The organism is Chryseobacterium turcicum, assembly GCF_021010565.1.
Classification (GTDB): Bacteria; Bacteroidota; Bacteroidia; order Flavobacteriales; family Weeksellaceae; genus Chryseobacterium; species Chryseobacterium turcicum.
This window is the reverse complement of record NZ_JAJNAY010000002.1, coordinates 169,897-195,395: the sequence shown is the minus strand read 5'-3', so window position 1 is coordinate 195,395 and position 25,499 is coordinate 169,897. Positions and strand designations below refer to the sequence as shown.

The 25,499-nt window shown below is 34.0% G+C and carries 18 protein-coding genes; 5 read left to right on the top strand and 13 right to left on the bottom strand.

Annotation, left to right across the window (positions count from 1 at the left end; genetic code table 11):
* Positions 1-37: 37 nt before the first annotated feature.
* The 6 genes from LO744_RS15610 to ahcY form a co-directional block, all read right to left on the bottom strand.
* A complete protein-coding gene (locus LO744_RS15610) occupies positions 38-1,753 on the bottom strand; it encodes a BspA family leucine-rich repeat surface protein (RefSeq protein WP_230670984.1) in 1,716 nt (571 codons plus the stop codon).
* Positions 1,754-1,772: 19 nt separating this feature from the next.
* The gene (locus tag LO744_RS15605) at positions 1,773-3,281 is read right to left on the bottom strand and encodes a BspA family leucine-rich repeat surface protein (RefSeq protein WP_230670983.1); all 1,509 of its coding nucleotides are present in this window, start codon (positions 3,279-3,281) and stop codon (positions 1,773-1,775) included.
* Positions 3,282-3,358: 77 nt separating this feature from the next.
* Positions 3,359-4,909 (bottom strand): BspA family leucine-rich repeat surface protein, encoded by a 1,551-nt coding sequence (locus LO744_RS15600; RefSeq protein ID WP_230670982.1) that lies wholly within the window; start codon positions 4,907-4,909, stop codon positions 3,359-3,361.
* Between the two features lie 18 nt (positions 4,910-4,927).
* Positions 4,928-6,697: a BspA family leucine-rich repeat surface protein gene (locus LO744_RS15595; RefSeq protein WP_230670980.1), complete on the bottom strand. Its 1,770-nt coding sequence runs from the start codon at positions 6,695-6,697 to the stop codon at positions 4,928-4,930.
* 68 nt (positions 6,698-6,765) lie between these two features.
* Positions 6,766-7,158: an inner membrane protein YiaA gene (gene yiaA, locus LO744_RS15590; protein ID WP_230670978.1), complete on the bottom strand. Its 393-nt coding sequence runs from the start codon at positions 7,156-7,158 to the stop codon at positions 6,766-6,768.
* Between the two features lie 351 nt (positions 7,159-7,509).
* On the bottom strand, positions 7,510-8,823 hold the full coding sequence (gene ahcY / locus LO744_RS15585) for an adenosylhomocysteinase (protein WP_230670976.1): 1,314 nt from the start codon (positions 8,821-8,823) through the stop codon (positions 7,510-7,512).
* A gap of 163 nt (positions 8,824-8,986) precedes the next feature.
* Here ahcY and LO744_RS15580 point away from each other — a divergent pair, with 163 nt between their 5' ends.
* Entirely contained in the window at positions 8,987-9,517 is a 531-nt protein-coding gene (locus LO744_RS15580) for a HugZ family pyridoxamine 5'-phosphate oxidase (protein ID WP_230670974.1), read from the top strand.
* Between the two features lie 516 nt (positions 9,518-10,033).
* A complete protein-coding gene (locus tag LO744_RS15575) occupies positions 10,034-10,648 on the top strand; it encodes a 4'-phosphopantetheinyl transferase family protein (protein WP_230670972.1) in 615 nt (204 codons plus the stop codon).
* Here LO744_RS15575 and LO744_RS15570 read toward each other — a convergent pair.
* The 3 genes from LO744_RS15570 to porU all read right to left on the bottom strand — a co-directional run bounded on the left by LO744_RS15570 (position 10,629) and on the right by porU (position 18,187).
* On the bottom strand, positions 10,629-12,893 hold the full coding sequence (locus tag LO744_RS15570; protein ID WP_230670970.1) for an FUSC family protein: 2,265 nt from the start codon (positions 12,891-12,893) through the stop codon (positions 10,629-10,631). The genes LO744_RS15575 and LO744_RS15570 overlap by 20 nt on opposite strands.
* 168 nt (positions 12,894-13,061) lie before the next feature.
* Entirely contained in the window at positions 13,062-14,228 is a 1,167-nt protein-coding gene (porV, locus tag LO744_RS15565; protein ID WP_230670968.1) for a type IX secretion system outer membrane channel protein PorV, read from the bottom strand.
* Between the two features lie 56 nt (positions 14,229-14,284).
* On the bottom strand, positions 14,285-18,187 hold the full coding sequence (gene porU / locus LO744_RS15560; RefSeq protein WP_230670966.1) for a type IX secretion system sortase PorU: 3,903 nt from the start codon (positions 18,185-18,187) through the stop codon (positions 14,285-14,287).
* Positions 18,188-18,352: 165 nt separating this feature from the next.
* Between porU and gldJ the strand changes: the two genes are divergently transcribed.
* Both gldJ and LO744_RS15550 read left to right on the top strand, forming a co-directional pair.
* A complete protein-coding gene (gene gldJ, locus LO744_RS15555) occupies positions 18,353-19,954 on the top strand; it encodes a gliding motility lipoprotein GldJ (protein ID WP_230670964.1) in 1,602 nt (533 codons plus the stop codon).
* A 146-nt stretch (positions 19,955-20,100) separates the two neighbouring features.
* Positions 20,101-21,372 carry a UDP-N-acetylmuramoyl-tripeptide--D-alanyl-D-alanine ligase gene (locus tag LO744_RS15550; protein ID WP_230670962.1) on the top strand — a complete coding sequence of 424 codons (1,272 nt, stop codon included), beginning with the start codon at positions 20,101-20,103 and terminating at the stop codon, positions 21,370-21,372.
* Here LO744_RS15550 and LO744_RS15545 read toward each other — a convergent pair.
* Positions 21,365-21,976 carry an NUDIX hydrolase gene (locus LO744_RS15545; RefSeq protein ID WP_230670960.1) on the bottom strand — a complete coding sequence of 204 codons (612 nt, stop codon included), beginning with the start codon at positions 21,974-21,976 and terminating at the stop codon, positions 21,365-21,367. The two genes, LO744_RS15550 and LO744_RS15545, sit on opposite strands and share 8 nt — an antisense overlap.
* Before the next feature lie 30 nt (positions 21,977-22,006).
* Here LO744_RS15545 and LO744_RS15540 point away from each other — a divergent pair, with 30 nt between their 5' ends.
* Entirely contained in the window at positions 22,007-22,396 is a 390-nt protein-coding gene (locus tag LO744_RS15540; RefSeq protein ID WP_230670959.1) for an SRPBCC family protein, read from the top strand.
* Positions 22,397-22,425: 29 nt separating this feature from the next.
* On the opposite strand, the gene LO744_RS15535 is transcribed toward LO744_RS15540, so the two are convergent.
* Genes LO744_RS15535 through LO744_RS15525 form a run of 3 tightly spaced genes read right to left on the bottom strand, consistent with a single transcriptional unit; the run spans position 22,426 to position 25,352 of the window.
* Positions 22,426-23,475 (bottom strand): anhydro-N-acetylmuramic acid kinase, encoded by a 1,050-nt coding sequence (locus LO744_RS15535; RefSeq protein ID WP_230670958.1) that lies wholly within the window; start codon positions 23,473-23,475, stop codon positions 22,426-22,428.
* A 3-nt stretch (positions 23,476-23,478) separates the two neighbouring features.
* On the bottom strand, positions 23,479-24,075 hold the full coding sequence (gene lptC / locus LO744_RS15530) for an LPS export ABC transporter periplasmic protein LptC (RefSeq protein WP_230670956.1): 597 nt from the start codon (positions 24,073-24,075) through the stop codon (positions 23,479-23,481).
* Positions 24,076-24,077: 2 nt separating this feature from the next.
* Complete coding sequence (locus LO744_RS15525) at positions 24,078-25,352, bottom strand: hypothetical protein (RefSeq protein ID WP_230670954.1); 1,275 nt, start codon at positions 25,350-25,352, stop codon at positions 24,078-24,080.
* Positions 25,353-25,499: the final 147 nt, after the last annotated feature.

Genomic DNA, 25,499 nt, shown 5'->3' with positions numbered 1-25,499 from the left:
TATAACAAAGCCTCACAATTTTGCGAGGCTTTTGTTTTTATTTTTTGATGAATTTAAAATTTTCTATACCATCTTTTGTTTTGACCTGTAAAATGTAGTTGCCTTTGCTAAGATTTTTAATGTTGATTTCGTTATTTTTCAACGCTCCTTGTAAAACTATTTTTCCGCTTAACTCAAAGATGCTGTAATCTAATGATTGATTACTATTTTTCAAATAAATAAAATCTGTCGCAGGGTTTGGATAAATTGAAAACTCTTTTACACCAGGATATTCTGAAGTTGACAGTATACAGGTTCCAATAACATCGTTGGTGATTGTCCATCCTTTATTAATCAAAATAGTTCTTTTAGGTAAAATATTTGCCGCGTATACAGCAGGTTCTACAGATGATAAGTTGATGTTATTGGGAGCGCTGGGGTTATCTGCCCAACCTGAAAGTGTTTTACTGTAATTGATACAGTTCAGACCTGTATTGAAAAGCATTTTATGGGCTAAAACCAAAGCGCTCAAATTCCAGTTTTCTAATGATTGATTGAAACTATTTGCGCCAGAAAACATATTAGACATTTCTGTCACTTTCCTGACGTTCCATGATGATAGCGGTTGGTTAAAGTTCACAGCAGAATTGAACATTCCATTCATAGTGGTGACGTTTCCTACATCCCAGGAATTGAGAGGTTGATTAAAAACTGTAGTTCCAGCAAATAGATTATTCATTTTTGTGACATTTGCTACATTCCAAACATTCAAAGGTTGATTGAAGGAACTGCAACCACCGAAAGCCATATTCATATTTTTAACATTAGAAACATCCCAGTTATCCAGAGGTTGATTAAAGGCGGCGTTATTACTAAACATGTAGTGCATATCTGTAAGACTTGAAGTATTCCAATTATTTAAAGGCTGATTAAAATTTTCACAAAATGCAAACATCCAGTTCATCTTCGAGACATTAGAAACATTCCAGTTGTTGAGGTTTTGGTTAAATAAATCTCTTGCTGTGAACATATAGCTGAGATCGTTTGCAGAAGACATATTCCAATTACCTAAATACGGAGGATTGAAATATAGCGGAAGTGTTGCAAAATTAATCCCATTGTAATGAGCTGCAAACATAAAACTGAAATTTTTAATGTTCGAAGTATCCCAATTCTGCATAGAGCTTGCTCCTAAAAACTCAAAGGCTCTGTAAAACATAAGCGATGCATCTGTGACCATACTTAAATTCGGGCTGTCTGTTGCCGTAAGCTGTAGTTTTTGACAGTTGGTAAAAGCACATTTCATGGTGCTCCAGACAATGTTCCCCCATTGTTCAATCTCTCTGATCTTTTCTGAATTACCATATAACTGAATATTAGGAACATTGGTTTCAATATTATTATTAAAAGGCAAGTGGGTGGCAAATTGTATCTGTCTGAAAATTCCGTTTCCGTTGGATACTTTTACTCTGTACTGAGTCGCAGGAGCACTTCCTTCGCGTACAGGGCCGAAATCTATCAATACTTGGCTGGTAGAAGTTACATTGGTCATGATGCCATTGTTTTGCGGATAGCCGACTTCCTCCCATTCGATAGTATAATTTTCTCCTATACCAGGAAACCATATTTGGTTGGAATTGGATTGAAAAGGTGCATTGATGTTTATTGTCGGATTAGTTGTGAAACCAGGTTCCCAGATGGTGATAAACTCATTTTGAGCCTGAGCAAAAAACGAAATGATAATAAAGGAAAACAAAAAAATTGTCTTTTTCATATTTTTGATTTTGGTAGGTTTAATTTTTGATAAATTTTAGATTTTTCACTGCCTGCTGTGTTTTAACCTGAAGAATGTAATTTCCTTTTACCAAATTTCTTATGTCAATTTGGTCTTCACTTGCTTTTCCCTGCGAAACAATTTTTCCGCTTGCATCAATGATTTTATATGTAGAGTTTGAGCTTTTTAAATTTTTAATATGAATGAAATCTGTAACCGGGTTTGGATAAATTGTAAGCAAATTTTTTGAATTAACTTCAGATGTACTCAAAACACTACATGATCCTAGAGTGTCTCCCTGAAAAAACCATCCTTTTGCCAAAAGATTATTGCGATCAATCGTTATATCTGAAGCATATTTTGATGGATTTACATTCGCTAAATAAATATTATTTGGAGTAATGCTGTTTAATGACCATCCTTTTATTGTTCTGCTGTAATTTAAACAATCTAATCCTGTATTATTAAGCATAAACATCGCTGTGGAAAGCGATGCTAAATGCCAATTTCCAAGATTTTGGTTGAAATTTGTTGCATTTTCAAACATAAATTCGATATTCACTACATTACTGGTATTCCAGTTTTCTATATTTTGATTAAATAAAGGTGCATTTTTGAACATGTAAGACATTTTGATAACCTGTGAAGTATTCCAGTTTGCTAAGGGTAGATTGAAGTTTGTTCCGTAAAACATAAACTCCATGTTTTTGTTTTTAGACATATCCCAATTTCCGATAGGTTGGTTAAAGGCAACAGCATTAAGAAACATTGCTGCTGTATCTTCAACTTTCGAGGTATTCCAGTTTGAAAGGGGTTGATTAAATGTTGTTGCAGTTGAAAAAGTGGATGACATTAAGGTAACGTTGCTGGTATTCCAACTTCCAATAGGCTGATTAAAAAGAAGACACGCAGAGAAAGTTAAGCTTAGATCTGTTACATTAGAAATGTCCCAATTAGCCATACTTGAATTTCCTACTAAATTATTACACGCTACAAATGTGTTTTGAAGAGAGGTAATATTAGACAAATTAGGAATATCAGTTGCAGTAATATCCATATTTCTACACATTGAGAAAGCTTGTTTCATCGTAGACCAAGGAGTTGTGCCCCATTGTTCAATAGTGAGCAATTTGTCACTGTCACCTACAAGACCTGTCCCATTGGGGTATAAAGTGGAGTCTGCAAATCTGATGCTGTGAAAATTTCCGTTTCCATTGGTGATTTTTAATCGGTAGGTAGCATCTGCTGAATTAGGATTTAAAGGTTCACTAAAATTAATGAGAACCTGGTAGGCAGAACTTACATTTGTTAACGTCGATTGATTTTGCGGATATCCGATTTCCTCCCAATAAATGGTGAAATTATTTCCTCTTACGGGAAGCCAAATCTGTGTAGAAGATGAAGGTGCTCCGCTCACTAAAGGAGACGTTTGGGTAATAGATGGTTTCCAAATCATGATAAATTCATCCTGTGCTTTTATCTGTTGAAAAAGCATGAATAATATGATGAATGTAATTATTTTTTGCATGATTATTTTAATGAAAATTTTATCATATAACCGATATTTTTATTTTAATCACTATAAATTTACCTGTAAGCGTTCATTTATTTTTTGATAAACTTCAATCTCTGTATTTTATCTTTAAACATAAGCTCTAAAATATAGGTTCCAGAAGTAAGATTTTGAATGTTGATAGAATCTTTGTTTAAAGAGTCTTTCATTACCATTCTACCACTAAGGTCTGTTATAACATAGCTTTTTACATTAGAAATATTTTTTAAATAAATAATATCCTGCGCTGGGTTAGGGTAAATAGAAATTTTAAGGTTGTTTATTTCAGAAGTCGAAAGACTTTCTTTGATTTGACAGGTTCCTAAAGTATCTCCGAAAAGTGTCCATCCTTTGCTGATGAGTATGTTTCTGTCTACCACAACATCCGGAGAATAAGAAAGCATCAGTAAAGGCAACATCGAAATATTGTTGGGCGTGTTAGGGTTTTGCGCCCACCCTGCAAGAGTGTAGCTGTAATTAACACAGTCTATTGAATTTCCACTAAGCGCTGCTGAAGCATTGATCAATGAGGAAAGATTCCAGCTTCCTAAGCTTTGGTTAAAACTGTCTGCACCCGCAAATAATCCGGTCATATATTGAATATTACTAGTGTTCCAAGATGATAAAGGTTTGTTAAAATAATCTGCATCATGAAACATACTGGTAATATCGGTGACATTAGAAACATTCCAGCTGTTTATAGATTGGTTAAAAACGGAATTAGTAAACATATGAGACATGTCGGTAACCATTGAAGTATTCCAATTATCTAAAGGCTGGTTAAAAGCTTTAGTTGACTGAAATAAGTAGCTCATATTTTTTACGTTCGACGTATTCCAACCGTTAAGATTTTGATTAAATGCCTGTCTTCCTTGAAACATTTTGCTAATGTTTTCTGCGGATGAGATATTCCAATTATTTATCGGAGGATTAAAGGTATCGATAGTAGGGTCACCCGAACCTCCAAACATTCCTTGAAAGTTTTTAATCGTAGAAACATTCCAATTAGCAATAGAGTTGCTTATGGTAAGCGCTGGGATTCTATAAAACATATAAGAAGCATCGGTGACGCTATTGAAATTCGGAGTATCTGCTGCGGTAACTTTTAAATTTTTGCAGTTTACAAATGCACTGTACATCGATATCCATTGAATATTTCCCCATTGCTCGACCTCAAGAATTCTTTCTATACTTCCTAAATTTTCAAATACAGGAATCTGGTCTGATGCTGAATTAGGATACATTAATCCAAAACGAATTTGTTTAAAACTTCCGTTCCCATTGCTTACTTTTACCCTGTATTTTACATCATCAGCCACCGGGTTTAAGGCATTTCCAAAATCAATTAAAACCTGAGTGGTAGAAGTTACATTAGGCATTATTCCATTGTGTTGCGGGTAGCCTACTTCTTCCCAGCTTATTGTATAATTTTGCCCTACCCCAGGGAACCATATTTGATTAGCTAAAACCTGATGTGGTGCAGCAACCATTTCATCCATATTGATAGCAGTAGTGGGCTTCCAGATGGTGATAAATTCGTTTTGTGCTTTTGCAAATTGTCCTAAAAACACAAAAAGGATAAAAGCTGATATTTTTTTAAGCATATTTTTATTTTTTAAAGATTACTTTTTAATAAATTTAAGATTCTCAATATTTTTACTTGTTAAAATCTGTAAAATATAATTTCCAGAACTAAGACTTTGAATATTTATAAAATCTTTAGTCAGAGAATTTTTCATTACAATTCTTCCGCTGATATCTGTTATAATATAACTTTTTGCATCTTTAGAATTATTTAAATAAATAAAATCAGATGCCGGATTAGGATAAATTGAAAGACTGCTTTCTAGCTTAGTTTCACCCACTGCAAGCTTTTCACATTCCCCTGCAACATCTCCGGTAAAAGTCCAGCCTTTATTAATAAGAATATTTCTTTTGTTGATAATGGTTGATGAATAGGTAAGATTCATAAGAGGTCCTAAATTAATATTGTTTGTGGTATTAGGATTATCTGCCCACCCCGTAAGAGTGTCACTGTAATTACCGCAATCTATTCCTGTTTGAGTAATTGCCAGCACAGCGTTGGTAAGAAGTGGAAGATTCCAATTTCCTAATGTTTGATTAAAAGCAGTTGCATTTTGTAAAAAGAAACTCATATTCGTTACCTTGCTTGTGTCCCAATTGTCTAATGGTTGATTAAATGCGGTACAGCTATGGAACATATGAGATATATTGGTAACATTTGATGTATCCCAACTGTTAAGAGGTTGATTAAAATTAGGAATAACATGAAACATAAGAGACATATCTGTAACATTTGAGGTGTTCCAATTATCAAGAGGTTGATTGAATGCATTGCAGTTGGCAAACATGGAGTTCATATTGGTCACATTTGAGGTATTCCAATTCTGAAGAGGTTGATTGAAAATAGTACAACCTTCAAACATAGAAGCCATATTGGTCACTTTTGATGTGTTCCAGCTGTTTAGAGATTGATTAAAATTAGGAATAAAATGAAACATAAAAGACATATCGGTAACATTTGAAGTATTCCAGTTAACCAGAGGTTGATTGAAAGCTGTACAAATTGCAAATGTAGAATTCATATTGGTAACATTCGAAGTGTTCCAAGAATTCAGGTTTTGATTAAAAACTTGTCTGTTTTCAAATAATGATTTAAAATTAGTTGCCGCAGAGGTATTCCAATTTCCAATGGGTGGATTAAATGTATCTGCAAGTAAATACATATTTTCATGGGCAAACATAAAACTGAAATCTTTTATTTGTGAAGTATTCCAGTTGGCCATCGAAGAATTTCCTGTGAAACTGCTTGCGTTAAAAAATAGGTGTGAAGCATTTTCAACATTTGATAAATTCGGAGAATCTGTAGCCGTTAATTGTAAACTTTGGCAATGTGAAAATGCATTAAACATCGAAGTCCATTGTATGTTTCCCCATTGTGATATGGCAAGAATCTTATCTGAATTACCAAGGTGAGACCAAATTTTAACTCCGTTTGGGTTTAAAGTGAAAGATGCAAATTGTATCTTATTAAAAACTCCACTTCCATTACTTACTTTTACGCTGTAAGTTGCCTGATTTGGAGCTGGATTTAAAGGAGTTCCAAAATTGATTAAAATTTGTCCGTTTGATGTTACATTCGTTAAAATACCATTATGTTGTGGATAATTGATTTCTTCCCATTGAATGGTGTAGTTTGAGCCTGTCCCGGGAAACCAAATTTGATTTGGAGATGATTGAGTAGGAGCGGTTGTATAGGTTGTGATTGATGGGTCTACACCGCTTGGCTTCCAGATGGTAATAAATTCGTTTTGAGCTTTCAGAAAATGAAAAACGACTAAGAAAAACAAGGGTAAAAGTTTTTTTAACATATCAATATTTTGTGAAATAAAGATATGCAAAATAAAAAAACTCACCAAATTTGATGAGTTTAAATTATTTATTCCTGAGTCATGTTGTCTCTAGTATTCTTCTGAACGGCGATTGCGCCAAATAAAGCCAGCAAAAATGCAAAAGCATAAAATCCTTTTTCACTCGGTAAAATGGTCGCATTGAATAATCCTATAGTCAACAGAACAATAGATGATATTGTAGCAAACCAACAAATTCCATAATAGATATCGGTCACTTTGATATTTTCTAATCGGTCACGAACTGCTTTTTGTAAAGAAATTACGGCAAATAAACCGTAGAGTAGGATGGTAAAGTAGTAGCCTTTTTCGTTAAGCAGCATTTCTGCTCTTACCAAACCGACAATAAAGCCAATCATTCCTGCTCCTAAAGCAATCCACGATGCCGCTACGAATGCATTTGAAACTCCTTGTTTTTTCATTAAATGTTATTTTTGTTTATTATTAATTCAAATATATTATTTTTTAAATTAATGATAACGATTATTTCATTGGAGTTTAAAATTATTAAAATCAGTCGTAAAATAGTAGCCCCGATAAAAGCGACATCCTTTTTTGTTTTGGATAAGCAATGGCCCACAAAAAAGATATAGCGGATAGCGGGAAATAGCTCCTGAAATAGAGTTTGAGAGTTTGAGAGTATGTGTGTTTGAGGGTAGGAGTAGAATGTGTTTGAGTGTTTGAAAAATTATTAATAAAAAACGCTCCGGAAAAAGTTCCCAGAGCGTTCTATTTTTGCTAATTGCTAATTGCTAATTGCTAATTGCTAATGCTTAGTATCTGTAATACTCAGGTTTGAAAGGTCCTTTCACGTCAACGCCGATGTAATCAGCTTGTTCAGTAGAAAGAACTTCCAATTCAACGCTTAATTTCTTAAGGTGAAGAGCTGCTACTTTTTCATCTAAATGCTTAGGTAACATATATACTTCGTTTCCGTAAGCTGCAGAATTAGTCCAAAGTTCGATTTGAGCCAAAGTCTGGTTAGAGAAAGAGTTAGACATTACAAAAGATGGATGACCTGTAGCACAACCCAAGTTTACCAAACGACCTTCAGCAAGAATAATTACTTCTTTACCTTCGATAGTATAGATATCAACCTGAGGCTTCACTTCAGATTTTGTGTGACCGTAGTTAGTGTTCAACCAAGCCATATCGATTTCGTTATCGAAGTGACCGATGTTACAAACAATCGCTTTATCTTTCATTTTAAGGAAATGCTCTCCTCTTACGATGTTGAAGTTACCAGTAGTTGTGATTACGATATCTGCGTTATCCACTACAGTATCTAATCTTTTTACTTCGAAACCGTCCATTGCAGCTTGTAAAGCACAAATTGGGTCGATTTCTGTAACCGTAACGATAGAACCCGCTCCTCTGAAAGATGCAGCAGTACCTTTACCTACGTCTCCGTATCCGCAAACTACCACTCTTTTTCCAGCCAACATAAGGTCTGTCGCTCTTCTTACAGCATCTACTGCAGATTCTTTACAACCGTATTTGTTATCGAATTTTGATTTAGTTACTGAATCATTTACGTTGATCGCAGGCATTACCAAAGTTCCGTTTTTCATTCTTTCGTACAATCTGTGAACACCTGTAGTAGTTTCTTCAGAAAGTCCTTTGATATCTTTTGTGAATTCTGGGTATTTATCAAAAACCATGTTTGTTAAATCTCCGCCATCATCCAAAATCATGTTTAATGGTTTTCTATCTTCACCAAAGAATAAAGTCTGCTCGATACACCAGTCGAAATCTTCTTCGTTAAGACCTTTCCAAGCATAAACTGGGATTCCAGCAGCAGCAATAGCAGCAGCAGCGTGGTCTTGTGTAGAGAAAATATTACAAGAAGACCAAGTAACATCAGCACCAAGAGCAACCAAAGTTTCGATTAAAACTGCAGTTTGAATCGTCATGTGAAGACATCCTGCGATTCTAGCTCCTTTCAATGGTTGAGATGGTCCGTACTCTTCACGGATAGACATCAAACCTGGCATTTCTGCTTCAGCCAAAGTAATTTCTTTTCTTCCCCATTCTGCAAGAGAAATATCCTTAACTTTATAAGGAACGTATTGTGTTGTTGTACTCATATCTAATGAATAATTTAATTTCTAATTATATGATGCAAAATTACAACATATAATTTAGATACAAAAACAAGCATCTTGCTGATTAGCATGAAATAATACATACTGTAAAATCTATTTTTATTCATTCTAAATTGTGTATTTTTGCAGGAAATAAATCTTTATTATGAATCATACAAATACTCAGGAAGAATCTCAAAGACAGGCAAAACCTCTTGCGCCTAAAGTAAAAGAATTAGTAGAAAGAACAAAAAGCATCATTTTGGCAACTGTAGATGCTGAAGGAACACCAAATTCTAGCTATGCTCCTTTTGTGCAAGTAGAAAATACATTTTATATTTTGGTATCTTTCATGGCAAAGCATACTAAAAATCTTGCTGATGGAAGAAAAACGTCTATCATGTTTATCGAAGATGAATCTGCTACAAAACAAATTTATGCAAGAGAAAGATTAACGATTGAGGCTTCTACTTCTCAGGTTGAAAGAGATTCTGAAACTTGGAACACTGTTGTTTCTCAGTTAAAAGAAACTCACGGAAAAGTAGTAGAAGTAATTGCTGAGATGAAAGATTTTATCTTAATTGGTCTTCACCCTGTGAAAGGTTCTTATGTGAATGGTTTCGGAAGTGCTTATTTTGTAGATGAAAATCTTGAAATTATGGAGCACAGAAATGAGGTGAATCACCAGTCTAAATAATTTGATTTAAATGGAAGCTGGATGATGGAAGTGGGAAGTTTAATACTTTGCGCTTTGTTGTTCTGGTTTTTAAGTAATATTGAAATTCACTTAAGTCTTAGGATTTAAGTGAATTTTTTGTTTGAAATTTTAATTTTAATCTGAATTCCTGCGGTCAATTTGTCATGCTGGAAGCATCTCAACATTGTTTGTTTAAAAATTGCCTAGATGTTTCCAGCATGACAAACTGTGTGAAAATCTTGTGAAAATTCTTATCAAACGCAGAGATTTATTTTGCTGACTGTATTATTTAAAGGAGCAAAGGGTTGCGACATGTCGCTTATGAAGCTTGAAAATAAAAGAGCGCCTCATAAAATCAATTTTATTGATTATTCTTTGCTCCTTAGATTTAGCGTAACAATTAATAATCCTTTGCGTTAAAAAAATAAAAAAGCAGCTAGTCGTAAAAACTTCCATCATCCAACTTCGATCTTCCAACCAAAATTTTTTCACTAATTTTACCCAATAAACAAACCCATGCCTCTTTACCGAGATTTTTCTGATGATACTGCAACCATTCTTGTTTGGAAATATGACGAGAATGACGAACTCAATATTGACGAACTTTTAGAGCCTGAAAATGCTGAAAAAGTAAAAGATTATCATCCTAAAAAATTGCTGGAGGTTTTAATGGTCAGAAAACTTTTAAAAAGTATAAAGCCTAATTCTAAAATTCTTTATAAAGAAAGAGAGCCGTTTTTGTCTCCGAAAGATGCCGAAATTTCTATCACGCATTCTTATCCTTTTGCAGCGATTGCCATTTCAAAAAATAAAATAGGAATTGATATTGAAAAATTTAATCCTAAAATTTTAAGGGTAATCGACAAATTCACATACGAAGATGAAAGAGGTTTTATCCCTTTTGATACCGAAGTTGTTTTTTATACAATTATTTGGAGTGTGAAAGAAAGTATGTATAAAATTCATCATTCTAAACACTGGTCGCTGAAAAAACATTACGAAGTACGACCTTTTGAACTAAAACATCTTCATTCTATAAAATGCAGAGTGCATGATGACCAGATTTCAGACGAACTTAAAGCAAGAGTAGAATTTTTTGACGAATACTGCTTTACGATTGTGGAAGAGTAGTGTTTTCTTCGTTTCTGTACTTTTCGATTACTTTACGTTGTTCTTTGGCAACATCATAAATAAGTTCTAAAATATCATGAATGTTTTTTAGCTCGGTTAAATGTGAGATTTTATTAGGGTCTCTGGTATCTAAATGCTCTTTTTCTAGAAGTTCAGTTTTTCTTTTGTGAAGCATATCTTCAATCGAAGAATCTTCGGGCTCAAGACGGCTGTCCATTCTTAAGGCTTCTGGAATTTTTTCTCCATTAAGAATTGCTGATACCTGATTCATTTCAGATTCTATTTTTTTACTCCAGCTTTCAGAATCTATTTCTGGGTATTGCTGATTGCTTTTGGCGTATTGCGACAATGAAGCGGTGTAAGCAGTTATTAAATGTGAAGTTGCCACAAACTGATGCACGACTTCGAGTTTTTTCTGCTGATTTTTAGGGTCAGAAATCATTCTTTGGAAATTATCCGAAAGATTGGCTAATGAAATGATGGCGTTTTTACGTTTTACTTTATAGTCTTCTATATCGAAATTTTCGTTCAAAAATTTAGACATCACGCTGTGAAAATACGTGAGATTAGATTCTGCAGATTTTTTCATTAAATCTAAATTCTGCGTATGTTCCCAAACCGGAAGTACGATATATGAAACGAGAAATGCAATAATTCCTGCAATAAAAGTATCTACAATTCTGTCTTTAAAAATAACATTTACATTTCCAGGATTTAAAAAATTAAAACTCATAAAAACATAAATCGTCATAAACAAAACTGCCCAAAAATATCTGCCTTTCAATAAACTGAAACATAAAATCATGCTCAACAAAAGAATCCCGAAAAGTACAGCATTGATATGAATAAAATACAGTAAACCATAAGCAATCACTGCACCGACAACGGTTCCACAAAAACGCAGAAAATTTCTTTGTTTGGTGATAGAGTAGGCCGGTTTTAAAATGGCAACGATGGTAATTAAAATCCAATACGTGTGGCCGATTTCTATAAATGGAAGTAAAGAAACTAAGTATCCCAACAACAATGCAATGGTAATTCTTATAGCATGCCTGAAATGCGATGAGGTAAGCGAAATATTACTTTTTAAAACTTTAAAATTAATTTTCTCTTCTTTAGGCATAAATTTCTTTAAATCTAAACCTGTAGAAAGACTTTTTGCCAACCTTACATTTTGTGAAAACACTTTATAAATCTCACTGATTTCTTTGGTGATTTCATTGATACGCATCATAATTTGGCGTAAAATCATGAAATTTTCCAAGTTCTCGGGAGTCATCTCTTTATTTCTCAACTCGAAATAATGCACATTAAGCTCATGAAAGCTTGCTTCTAAGTTGAAAATCGGTCTTGCGCGGGTACTGCTTTGTAGAGCAATTCCGATGTTGGCGATTTCATCTGAGAGAATATTAAGGTAATCGTGTATTTTGACTAAAATTTCGGTGTCTTCAAAACTTTCCTGAAGCTTTTTATAGTCGCTTTCTGAGGTCATCAGTTTTTCATGAAGGTCCATAGAATTCAAAAACATCAGCATTAATAATCTGCTTAAAGTGGTGGATTCATTAACGATGGTTCTTGTTTTAAAAACGGTTTCACGGGTTTCTTCCTGAAGATTTTTAATTCCGATTTGTTTTGCAATAACTTGTAAACTTAGCTTGTCAAAATCAGGGTTTTTCTGATAATAATTAGCTTTAATTTTAAGAAATTCTGCAAGTTGAAGATAATTTTCACCAATCATCTGACTAGCCAGTTTATACGGCTGAATCGTAGTGACGATAAGGAAAATCAATAAAAACCAAATGCATCCCGCAGCAAAAATTAGTAAACTTTTCAGAATATTGGCTCCCGTTAAATGACCGTCGATAAAAATAGCTAAAACAACTAATGCTAAAGAACCCACTGCCGCCAGTCTTTGTCCGTAAACTCCGATTAATGAGAAAAACATCCCGAAAACAATGACTTCGAGAAGTACAAGTGGAATAATTCCTTTCACCAAGCTGGCTATTAATGCAACGACTACAAAGCAGAAAATCGCAAACGCTAATGAATTTCTACGTCTGATAAATGGGCCCGGTTGGTCGGTAAGCGCAACAAAGCTTGTTCCTAAAGGAAAAAGAAAGTAATCTTTGAGCAAGCCAAAATAGGAGAGAACTAAACAAGGAATTACCGTCGCCAGTGTAATTCTTATGGAAGAATATACATATTGGCTGGTTACGATTTTTTTGAGCTCCGAAGAATAGTTCATACTACAAAAATAGGGGTTAAATGTGAATTGTCAATTTTACTTTGAAGGTGATTTGTGAATTTTTAATTAATTTTTCATTAAAATGAAGTGATAAAAAAAGATTGAAAATTTTTCAATAAAAAAAGTCTCATAAAAATGAGACTTTTCAAAACTTTTATATTAAGTTTTTTAATTATCTACATTTGAAGTTTCATCACCAATGTTCCAAGTTAAACCGAAACGAATAGTGTTATCTAATGCTGTATTAATTTTAGACATATTGATTAAGTAAGATACATCAAGACCAAAAGAACGGTATTTTAAACCAATACCTGCCGTTGCAAACTGTCTTGCTCCTTGCTCTTCACTTTCGTGGAAATAACCTCCTCTTACTGCAAATGCATTGTCATAAGAATATTCTAATGCACCACTATACATAATTGAATTGGTATTTTTGAAAGATTTACCGATACCTGCCATTACCCCAACGTTTGGAACTTGGTACATTGGCTGTCTCGTGTTAGGGTCTGTTCCTACAAATTCTGATCCCGGAACCAAGATTTTAGATCCTTCTACAGAAAGACCTACTCTGTTCATTTCATCAAGATACATGTCGTAACCAACACCTAATCTAGCCATTGTTGGAAGATAAGATCTAGAAGCCTCATCCCCAGTATAGTCTAATTTTGGACCTAAGTTTGTTACTGAGAAACCTCCATTTATTTTACCGTCCATATTTCCGAAGCTAGAAAACTTTGGAGATGTATAGTAACCTGAAACGTCTACTGCAAATGAGTTTGCAGGCTTAAGGGTAGTATCAGTGTTGAATCCTCCAGATAAATCTGAACGAATAAATCTACCTGTAACCGCCATAGAGTACGAATCTGATAATTTCAAAGCATAGGCAACGTCAATCGACATTTCGTTTGGTTTTGAAACCCCATTAGACGTTACTGTATTATCTACACCAAGTTCGGTAAGTTCTACTTCCCCCATGTTGAAGTAATAGATACTTGCAGAAATAGTAGATCTTTCTTCCTGACCTAAAAATTTATGGAAAGCACCGTACAATAAAAATACATCGTTGGTTAATTTTCCCATATATGGAGTGTAGTTTAAACCTACAGAAGAACTTGTTCTGCTAAAAGGATATTTTGCCGCATTCCAGAACTGAGAGAACGCATCAGGAGAAGTTACCACCCCCTGATCTCCCATACCTCCTGATCTTGCATCTGGTGCGATTCTAAGGAAAGGAGCTCCAGTTAATACAGGTCTTACCTGACTCAGGTCCTGTGCATAGCCTAGAAACCCAGCACTCAAACCAATCCCTAAAAGCAGTTTAGTAGTTAAATTCATATGTTGTCTTTTATATATTATCAGTTTTTTATTGATATTCTTGATTAATTATTTATTTACTTCAAAAGTACCATTTTTTCTACAGCTGTAGCACTTCCTTTGCATTTTTCTTGATTTTGGCTTTTTGCAAATATCTTAAAAATATACGTACCTTTTGCTACTGTGTCCCCAAAATCGTCTTTTCCGTCCCATTCAATTGCTTGACGTGGCGTTCTAAAGCCCTGTAGGAAGGGTTCTGCGACTACAACATTTGTTAAAGTTCTTACCATTTTTCCTGTAATCGTATAAATTTGAACGTTTACATCTAAAATATCATCACAATTATGCTCAAACTGAACGTATGTTTTGTTGGTAAAAGGGTTTGGCCAGTTTAATGGTCTGTTGATAATTAAGTGTTGATCGGCCTCGTCTTTAACTTCAAAGTTTAACGTTTCAGTTGTCGAATTATTGTTGATATCCCAAACTTTAAATGTTAATTGATGTTGCCCTATTGCTAAATTTCTAAAAGGATAGGTTACATTTCCTTTCTGGTAGTCTGCTAAAGCTGGATTAATACATCCGTTTCCTTCACCTGAAGAAAAGAAATCATTTAAAACAACCGTATTGATAATTTGCCCATCAAGATATACTGTGATATCGTGACCAACTCCAGACCCTGTAGAGTTTATACCTGTATCGTCATTCAAGCACGCCAAAAGCATAGGGCTTTGATTGGTAATACCTCCATTGGCAAAATTGGTATTGTTCATGTAGAGCTTTATTTTTGGTGGCTCATTATCGTTAACCCCGTTAGGGTTAATGTTTCCTACTCTTACCGTTTGATTATTAAACACGTCAATCGATTTGTTATCTGCATATCCTAAGATTCTACCGTCTCCTTCATCATAATTAATATCTTTCGGTACATAAAACTCTACCGTGAAAACTCCATTTACTGCAGTTCCTGAGGCTTTTACAATAGCACTTCCTTCTTCTTTATAGCTTAAAACTGGGTTTAAATTTCCAGCGTTATCATTGTTTAGAGTCGTTTTGTTTAATTTTTTATCAAAAATATTAATTACAACTCTTCCGTTAAAAGTAGTATTTACCGTTCCGTTTGCATTATTAATATGACCTTTCACTTTCACAAAATCTAAACCTCTTATTAATCCAGGAACGGGAGTTTCTATATTATCTATGACCAATAGTCTCTGCGGTCTGCTCAGTTTCATCGCAGGATCTCCCAATAAGTTTACTTTTACATGGTTGGTATTTGCAGATGTTAATTTTTTTGCATTCAAGTGGGCATTTCCAATTGTGTTAAAATCATCATTAATCATTTTAAACATTTCTTTCGTGTAGAGATCCGTGAACGCTCTTCCATAGTCTACCCCAACTGCTCTACTAGAGGTAATCATTGCCGCTGGACCTCCTTGTTTTAGTTTAATAAACTGTTCTCCTGCCGAAAAAGTAGAAGGTTCATCCCAAAGGGTAAATTCACAAGTAATTGTTGATACAAATGGGAATCTACTATAAACATTTGTAAAATTATTTGAGTTGTTGATTTCATCTGTGGTTAAAACTCTTTCTTGAGCCCACCCGTTGATACCTCCATGTCCGAAATAAAACAAATAAAGACTATTACCAATATCATTAGAAATTGCCTGGTTTACCTGAGGATACCTTTGACCTCCTGCTGTACTTTGTGCCTGAAAAGCATCTAAATACAATTTTCTTACGTTATACTCTTTTAATGTGTTGACTGATGGGATTTCAAATGTGTTGACTAAGGTATTATTCATTACATTGTGAAAGGCGCCGCCTCCTTCACCGTTATCATCCACTATAAAATCGAGTTTCATTCTCCATTCTCCGAAAGGGGAAGACTGTCCTGGGAGTGAATTGTAGTAGGCTAAAGTTTTATCAACCATATTGGCGGCTTCCGTAGGATTGCCTGCAGGTATACGGCCTATTGGTAAATCTGGAAGACTGTATGCTATTTCTTTAGAAGTCTGTGGTTTAGTCATTACAATATAATCATCTGTAACGAAAGAAGTTTCAAATTCTCTGGAAGCTTCACTTTGATAGCTAGAAACAATATTTGAATTATTTGGAACTCTGTTTTTATAATCATAAGACGCATCTCCCAATATAAACACGTATTTTAGACTTCCTAAGGGTGTGTTTAGCTTGGTTACAAAATCTCTTATTGCGGTAAGGTCTTTACTTCCGCTTCCAAACTCATTGTAGATTTTATCGGTGTCGACAATCTGAACATTAAAATTGCTTTTCGTCTGATGATAATTAGCAATTCGTTGAGCTTGTGCCATCATTTGAGGAGTTGTGATAATCAAATAGTCTACATTTTGCAATGCAGAAAGATTTTGGTTGGCAATTCTTCCTACGAATTGAGGAGAAAAAGTAGCATCAGCTCTGAAAGCTACAAATTCATTATTGAAATTAAGATCAGAAGTTGTGTAGCCGAAATTGAAAAGTCCACTTCCGGCAGCTTTATTTACTCGCCTGTTAGCATTGGTGATATCTGTCACGTCCCAAACCTGCTCCAGATTTCCTACATTCGAAATACTAAAGCCGTAATTGGTATTTGTACCGGTAGCCAAAGAGAAATCTCTAAAATTTATCTGAGAGCCATTGAATTTCAAATCGTCTTTATATTGTACTTCTGCATAGTCAAGGTAAAAAGCACCATTGGGGTTGATTGCAATATTGGGAGCGTAATTGACAGTAATTTGGTTGCCAGAAATAGCAGTAGTGCTTCCTGAATAAATTATTGGATAAAAATCATATGAGTAATTCGGCGGATTTTGATCTATGGATGCAGGAAAAGGATTCTGGCTGTTAATATTAAAAGAAATACTATTTTGTTGTGCTCTCCAACCAATAACTTGAGTTCGATATTTTACGACATCACCTGCCTGAACAGATGAACCTAAATTAAAAGTAACTGCCTTATCTGTAGAAAACCCTTGATCTTCTACCCAAGTTCTACCTACCTTTAGTAAGTTTCTTTGGTCATTATTGATCACCTGATAATTGTCAAATCTAGTGATTAATTGGGATGTAGGTAAATTTACATCAACAGGCATAACTCTTTTTCCTGCACCTTTATCAAAATTGATGTAATAGTAAGAAAAATCTTCATAAATGTTTTTTAGATTTTCACTGGTATCCTGTCTGGTATCTGTTCTTTTAACGCCATTTCCATTTGCTACATTATAGAGATTGTATCCATTGGGACCTTGAGCATAAAAAAGAGCATAGTCGCCATCATTCCATACATTATCATCTTCTCCCACCACCTGAATTGCATTTTCTTGCAAAGCACTATACTTCACGTCTTGGTTAAACTCAGGAAGCATGACTCCGCCATTTCCATAAATTCTGAAGTTTTTAGGATTGATATTGGATGGATTCATACCATTATCTCTTAAAAACTGAGCCGTTATTTTAAAAACTCCAGATTTATCAACTTTAATTTTATAAAACGCTCCGCTTGATAGAGGATTTTGGCTTGTACCCACTTTACTTGCATTCATTGGCATAGGTGCATTGCTTTCAGATATACTAAATGAAGATAATCTTTCAATTTTACCTTTTGTTTTTTTAAATAAACCAACGCGTACACTTGCATGACGCTCACCTTCAAGATAGTAATAATCAATATCTGATCGGTCACTTTCGTGAATGAAATTAGGATCTAACTCGTATAAATCTTTCTTAGAAACGGCTTCCCAAACAAAATTTGAAACCTGAAGTTGTCTTTCTCCTGCTTTTTGGCTGTTGATGATGAAAATATTATCTTGACTATAAGAAAAGCCTTCATTTGTAAAGCTAGGAAGATTAAGTTTAGCTTCACCATAATCTTGAATTTTGGCTCCAGCCCAATTAATGGTTACTCGTTGACCCCAAGCTGTTGATAAAGAGGTTAATATAAGTAAAAGAGTGATTTTAAGTCTCATGTTTATATTTGAAATTTCTAAATTACAAAATAAATGAAAATTTTATAATTAATATGTGATACTATAAAATTAATTTGTTAAGATATTTCAAAAAAATCAAATCTTTATTTGATTTATTGAATAATTTATTTTTTCTTTGTACTTTGAATAATATTTATATCGACTATGAAAAAACTAAAGTTGTTTTCATTAATAGCATTGAGTTCTACACTTGCATTAACCAGCTGTGGTGGTTCAGGAACTTCCGGAGGCGGGGGTACTAAAAAATTTGTCAGCAAGACAGGTTGGAAACCAAACGAAAAACAGGGTTGGTTCTTTGCAGGAAAGCAACAGAAGCAAAAAGGTTGGCCGGGAATGGTATATGTCGAAGGGGGAACTTTTACAATGGGATTAGTGAAAGATGATGTAATGCACGATTGGAATAACTCGCCTCGCAGAATGCAGGTAAGTTCGTTCTTTATCGGTGAAACTGAGATTACTAACTACGAATACCGCGAATACCTTACATGGTTGAAGTATGTATTCCCACCAAGTGATCCTAGTTATAAAGAAATTTACAACGGTGCTTTACCGGATACTTTGTTATGGGATAATAAATTATCTAGAAATGATTTAAATGAAACTTATTTCAGAGATCAAAACTATGATTATTATCCAGTAGTAGGAGTTTCTTGGACTCAAGCAAACAGATATTGCGAATGGTTGACAGACAGAGCAAACGAAAAAGCTTTGATGCAAGCAGGTGTTATTGCAAAAGATTTGTACATCAACGAATCTAATAACCAAGGTGGAACCGCTTTCAATATGGATAAATTCAAATCGAATGATCCTGAAATGCAAGGTTACATCAACCAACAAAGATTGAATCAAAGGACTGGTATGAAAACGACCAACCAAAGAATTCAAGCTGCAAACGGAGCTCCAAATGCAGCGATGGTTACCAAATTCAGACTTCCTTCTGAAGTAGAGTGGGAATTTGCTGCTTTGGGTATGGAAAAAAACAGAGAGTACAACAATTACTTAGAGAAAAAACCTCAGGTAGACCTTCTTAGAGGTACCAAAGGTAAAAATAGAGGAATGATCCTTGAAAACTTCAAGCAAGGAAGAGGTGATTACTCCGGTCCTGCTGGTTGGAAAAATGACGGTGCTGCTCAAACGGCAGATGTAAGACAATTCCCTTCAAACAATATCGGTATCTATGGTATGTTTGGAAACGTTTCTGAATGGACTGCAGATGTTTACAGACCAATCATCGACGAATCGGGTAGTGACTTCAATTATTATAGAGGAAATATGCCTCAAGCTATCGTAAGAAACGGTGACGGAACTTACAAAATGGTAGAAGAAGGTAATATGAAATATGATACTTTGGCAGACGGAAGATTAGTTTACAAAAACTTACCTGGTCAGTTCGAAAGAGAAACTCTTGCAGATTACAGAAACTATATGGATGGTGACAAACAGTCTTCATTAGATTATAGAAACGCAAGCGATTCTGCTTCATCATATAACATGTATAATGCTCCTGCTAAGAAATTTGTAGTAGATACTAACGGTAGAGTTATTCTGCAAAAAGACACCAAAGACAGAACTACAGCTATTACTAACGATATTAGAGTTGTAAAAGGTGGTTCTTGGCAAGATTCAGCATATTGGTTGGATCCGGGACAGAGAAGATACAAAAATCAGTCAGCTGGTTATGGTTGGATCGGTTTCCGTGTTGCTCAAGATGCTAGAGAAAGCGAAAAAGCTAGAACAAGAAGATAATATTTATCAAAATACTTATAAAAAACCTCCTGTACTTTCAGGAGGTTTTTTTATTTTTGAACCTTGAAATCGTATAGCTTAAAAATCGTAAAATACAAATCGATTTTATGGTGCATACGACTTTCGAAAAAAATATATATTTTCACATGAATACAGAACAGTTTTACCCAATCTTTTTAAAGGCAGAAAAAGTAACGATTGATAGCCGAAAAATAGATAAGAATGATATTTTCTTTGCGTTTTCGGGAGATAATTTTGATGCCGCAACTTTAGCTGAAAAAGCGATTAATCAAGGTGCTCTAGCTGTTATTATTGAAAATAAAGAATTTGAAAATATAGAAAAAAATATTTTTTATGTTTCTTCTACTTTAAAGTTTTTGCAGGAATTGTCTGTACATCATAGAAATCAATTAAATATCCCTATTATTGGTCTTACCGGAAGCAATGGTAAAACGACCACCAAAGAGCTTATTCATGCTGTGTTATCAAAAAAATATAATGTACAGTATACTTTCGGAAATTTAAATAATCATATTGGTGTTCCGTTAACTCTACTTTCGATTAAACCAGAACACGAAATGGCTGTTATCGAAATGGGAGCCAATCATCAGAAAGAAATAGAATTATTGTGTAGTATTGCGAGACCAAACTTTGGATACATCACCAACTTCGGTAAAGCTCACTTAGAAGGTTTTGGAGGTTTTGAAGGCGTTATAAAAGGTAAATCTGAGTTGTATAATTATCTTATCAATGCCAGTCAAACTATTTTAGTTAACGAAAATGATTTAATTCAATTAGAAAAAACACAGGATTATCAATCAAAAATAACGTTTGGAAAAGTAAACTCTGACTATTATTTTGAAGCTTTTTCTGAAAATAATTTTGTGGGTGTACAGTATCAAAATCAAAAAGCCTTATCAAAGCTTACAGGAGAATATAATTTTACCAATCTATGTGCGGCAGCAAGTTTTGGGCTTCATTTTGGGTTGAATTTCGATGAAATACAATCGGCCCTAGAATCATATACTCCCACTAATATGAGGTCACAGGTTGTGAAAAAGGGTACAATTACTTTGGTTTTAGATACCTACAATGCTAATCCAAGTTCGATGTCTGCTTCATTGCATAATTTCATCACTTTTGAAGGCTCAAAAACAATCGTTATTGGCGACATGCTTGAGTTGGGCGATGAAAGTAAAAAAGAGCATCAGGATATTCTTAGATTAGCTCAAAACTTAGGTTTTAACGAAATTATCACGGTCGGAAAACAATTTAAAAACGTCAACAAAAATTCTGCGGCTTTTGAAAGTACAGATGAATTCATTCAATATTTAAAAGACAACAAAATTCAGTCAGAAAATATTCTTCTTAAAGCCTCACGAGGAATTTCTTTAGAAAAAGCAATCGATTTTATTTAGATTTTGTATCCCAAAATTCATTAATAATCAATTTTATATTCTGAAAAGTGTTTGGAAAAACCTCATTCTCAATCTGGGTGGTGTTTTTCCAGGCAACTTCAGTAATTCCTTCTTCCAGTTGGGGTTTTGAAGTATCTTCACCGTCAAAAAACATCTCAAACCAATGGGTATGTTTCAAAACACGGTCACCATTTCTTTCGATATAGATATGATACGTGGTGTTGATAAAGTCTTTAAGTTCTACATTCTGAAGATTTGTTTCTTCCTCAATTTCTCTTATCGCAGATTCTTCACGAGATTCACCTTTTTCCATTTTGCCTTTAGGAAGGTCCCATTTTCCTAATCTTCTGATGAAAAGTATATCTCCATTTGGCTTATTTACAATTCCTCCAGCTGCTTCAATGATTCTGAAAAGTTTTTTAAATTCTTTCCAAATCTCATCAATTTGTTCACCATATACATTAAGCTCAGAAGTCGATGTATTCTGCAAAAGGTCGAGGGCAATTTCTAAAGTTGTGAAACTTTCGTAATTTAAGACTTTCTCTAAGTTTTCCGGGTTCTTAGATATCAATAATTTTTTTTCGTTCACAAAAACTTTATACATTTGTAATAATTTAAATACAAAAATAAAAAAATGAATTTAGAAGGACGAAAAATTATTGTCAATAAATCATCTAAAGATTTATCTGAGTTGCTTAAATCTCCTGAAAATTATAAAGAATTTATGCCAGATGGTCTTCAAAAGTTTGAAACACGAGAAGATGGCTTCAAATTCGGACTTCAGGGAATGCCTGAAATCGCTCTTAAAATAGATGAAGTTACTCACGAGAAAGCTGTTTTGAAATCGGCTAGCTCAAGTTTAGACTTTACGCTTACAGCAACTTTAAAACCTTTGAACGAAACTCAAACTGAAGTACAGATGCTTTTTGAAGGAAAATTTAATCCTTTTATCAAAATGATGGTTGAGAAACCGCTTCAGAATTTTATCAATAGTTTGACTGATAAAATCGAAGCTTATAAATAAAACGAAAACCTTCAGCAATGAAGGTTTTTTTATGCAATAATTCCTGTGCTGTGATTGTGCAAACTTCCTGTGGCGGAAGCGAGTACGTTAATTTCGTTATTCAATCTGAGAACCCCCATAAAAGCAAAGATTAAGGCTTCTTTAAAATCAATAATCTGTTTTTCGGGAATAATGATTTCTGTTTGAGTTTTACTCTTTATTTTTTCAATCAGATAGTGGTTGTAAGTTCCACCTCCTGTAAAAAGTACTTTTTTAAACTGATGAATATTGAAAATTTTAGAAATCTGTTCAGCGGCATGCTCGGTAAAAGTTGCCACAACATCTAAGCTGTCAATTCCTGAAAATAATGGGAAAATAGTATCGTTACACCATTCTATTCCTAATGATTTTGGATGAGGCTGTGCATAAAAATCCAACGAATTCAATTGCTCTAATAATTGAGGATTAATATTTCCTTTTTTCGCTAAATCACCGTTTTCATCATAATTCTGATTAAATTCCTGCGCTAATTTATTTAATATAATATTGACAGGAGCAATATCAAACGCGATTCTTTCTTCATTAATTTTAAAAGAAATATTAGAAAAACCTCCTAAATTAAGACACGCATCGTAATCTGAAAACAAATGTTCATCACCAATGGGAACTAAAGGTGCTCCATTTCCACCCAATAAAACATCTTGAGACCGGAAATCGTAAATTACAGGAACTTGAGTTTTTATTTTTATAGCCCTTCCATCACCAATCTGAAGCGTAAATTTCCGATGGGGTTGATGAAAAACGGTGTGACCATGAGACGCGATTAAATCTACATCAGTAAGTTGATTTTTTTTAATGAAATCATTCGTAATTTGACCTAAATAAAAGCCGTATTCTGAATGTAACGCTAATAAATCTTGTGAAGATAAATGAATAGAATTTCGAAGTTGTTCTTCTAAAGCCTCGGGGTAAGCAATAGTTTCAGCTTTAAGAATTTCAAATTTCCAGCTTGAATTTTCTTTCCAAAACTTGGTGAAACAAATGTCTAAACCGTCTAAACTGGTTCCGGACATTAAGCCAATTGCTTTATAAACTTTCATTTATTAAGGTTTTGGTTGAGCAATTTTGGTTTTGCTTACATCAAGATCTCCAGAATTATTAAAAAATTTATATTCTGAGAAATCATCTTTGGCAGTCATTCCATTGGCATGCACTAGAGTAGAGCCGTCTTCCATTGTTGCATAAACGGTATCTCTGGTATAGATTCTTTTCTTATTCTGATCCCAAAAAACACTTTGCGTGGCAAATCTCTGCCCATCACTGGTAAGGATTTTCACATCACCTCTTGCTTCATAGAATTTTTTATAGTCGTACAGCTTTGCATATTTAGCAGTAATATTACCAGGTTTTTTCGGGTTTTTCTTATCAAAAAACTCTATTTTCATTCCTTTTTTGGCAACAGTATATTGACTGTCAATCAACTCGTATTTTTCAATAATAGGAGCGGTAGCTTTTAGCGTAATAATGCCAGAATCTCTCTGTATAATCTTTGCATTGTGGATAATCTGCGACGGAAAGTTTTTATTCTCACTACCATTCAGCTTTGTGAGGTCTTCTTCACAGGATGTTAATATAAAAAATATAGCACAACTAAAAAGGTATGCTATATTTTTGAATGTTTTATGTGAAATAAAATTCATTATTAATTGTAAAGCTGTTTTCTAAACCATCTGTCAGCAAAATTGAAACCAACTTTTAGGTTAACAAAATTCTGATTAATCAAATCGTTTTTAAGCGTTCCTCTTTTTCCTAATTCTACACCAATTTCAAGACCACTCATTCTTGTGATACTGCTGGTTTTGAAAGGCAACATTACTCCTGCAGATACCCCAAACTTATTGATGTTGCTTCCTGCAATTTCTAGATTTCCTTTTTCATAGAAAGCACCATAACGGTAAACTATTCTTGAAAAATAGCTTCTAAAGTTATTGTAGTTTGGTAAATACCAACCTCCGGCAGAAACTCTGTAAGAGTCTTTATAATCGAAAGAATTTCCGAAATATGAGATTGCTTCTCCTTTTTTGTAATCAATCTGACCAGATAAGAACCAGTGGTTTTCGCTACCATATCCTACACCGACCGAAGCTTGAAGCGGAAGAAGATTATTGGAGCTTTTAGTTTTATTGTCGATAATTGTTTCTCCTGCTTTTGTATCAACATCACTGTAATAATAGGTACTGTTGATATAATTAGTAGTCATATTACTGGTATTCCCAAAAGTAGCCGTCGCACCAATTGTCAATTTATGGTCATTACGTGTATCTATACTTTGATAACTTGTACCTAATGTAAAGTTGAAGTTTCTGATACTGTTTTTGGTTTCATAACCATTAATTAAATCTGCGGTAGAAGTGGTAAATTCGTTTAGGTCATAAAGATTCCCAAAATAATAATTAGCTCTTGCTCCTACAGCAAATTGAGAATTAACTTTATATGATACTGCTAATTGAGCAGTATTTAAAGTTCCACTACCCTCGAATTTATTTGAATGTACTACACCTCCAATAGTTTCTGAATTCAATACCTCATAGCTCTTAGAACTGTAAGGTTGGTAAAGGAATCCCATTTTTATTTTCGAAGAAATAGGAAATGCTATGGAAATATTTGATAAATACGTAGAATGTTTAGTAGACTTCGTATTGTTATAGTCGGTTTTGAAATAATTGTTCTCGTTAGTAGCTTCAAGCTTAATGCTTGTTAACTCAAAATTGCTGTTATTCGCAGGGTTTCCGAAGTTAAAATTACTGCTGAAATCACTTATGAAAGCAGTTGAAATTCCTCCCATAGAGGACGTTTCAATCGTATTATCATATTTTACATCACCAATTCCGTAAGTTGCATAAGGTGAGTTGCTCAAACTTTGCGCGTTAAGGAAGTACCCCACTGAAATGAATGATAGTACAAAAATTTTTTTCATTCTAGATTTTTAAAATAATGCGCAAATATCTTAAATATTAATGAATTGTAAAAATTTACTGAGGTTAAATTTTGTTAAGGGGTTTTTATAGTGAATTGTCCATCGTCAATTGGCATTACTATTAATTTTTCTATATCTGGCTTTAAA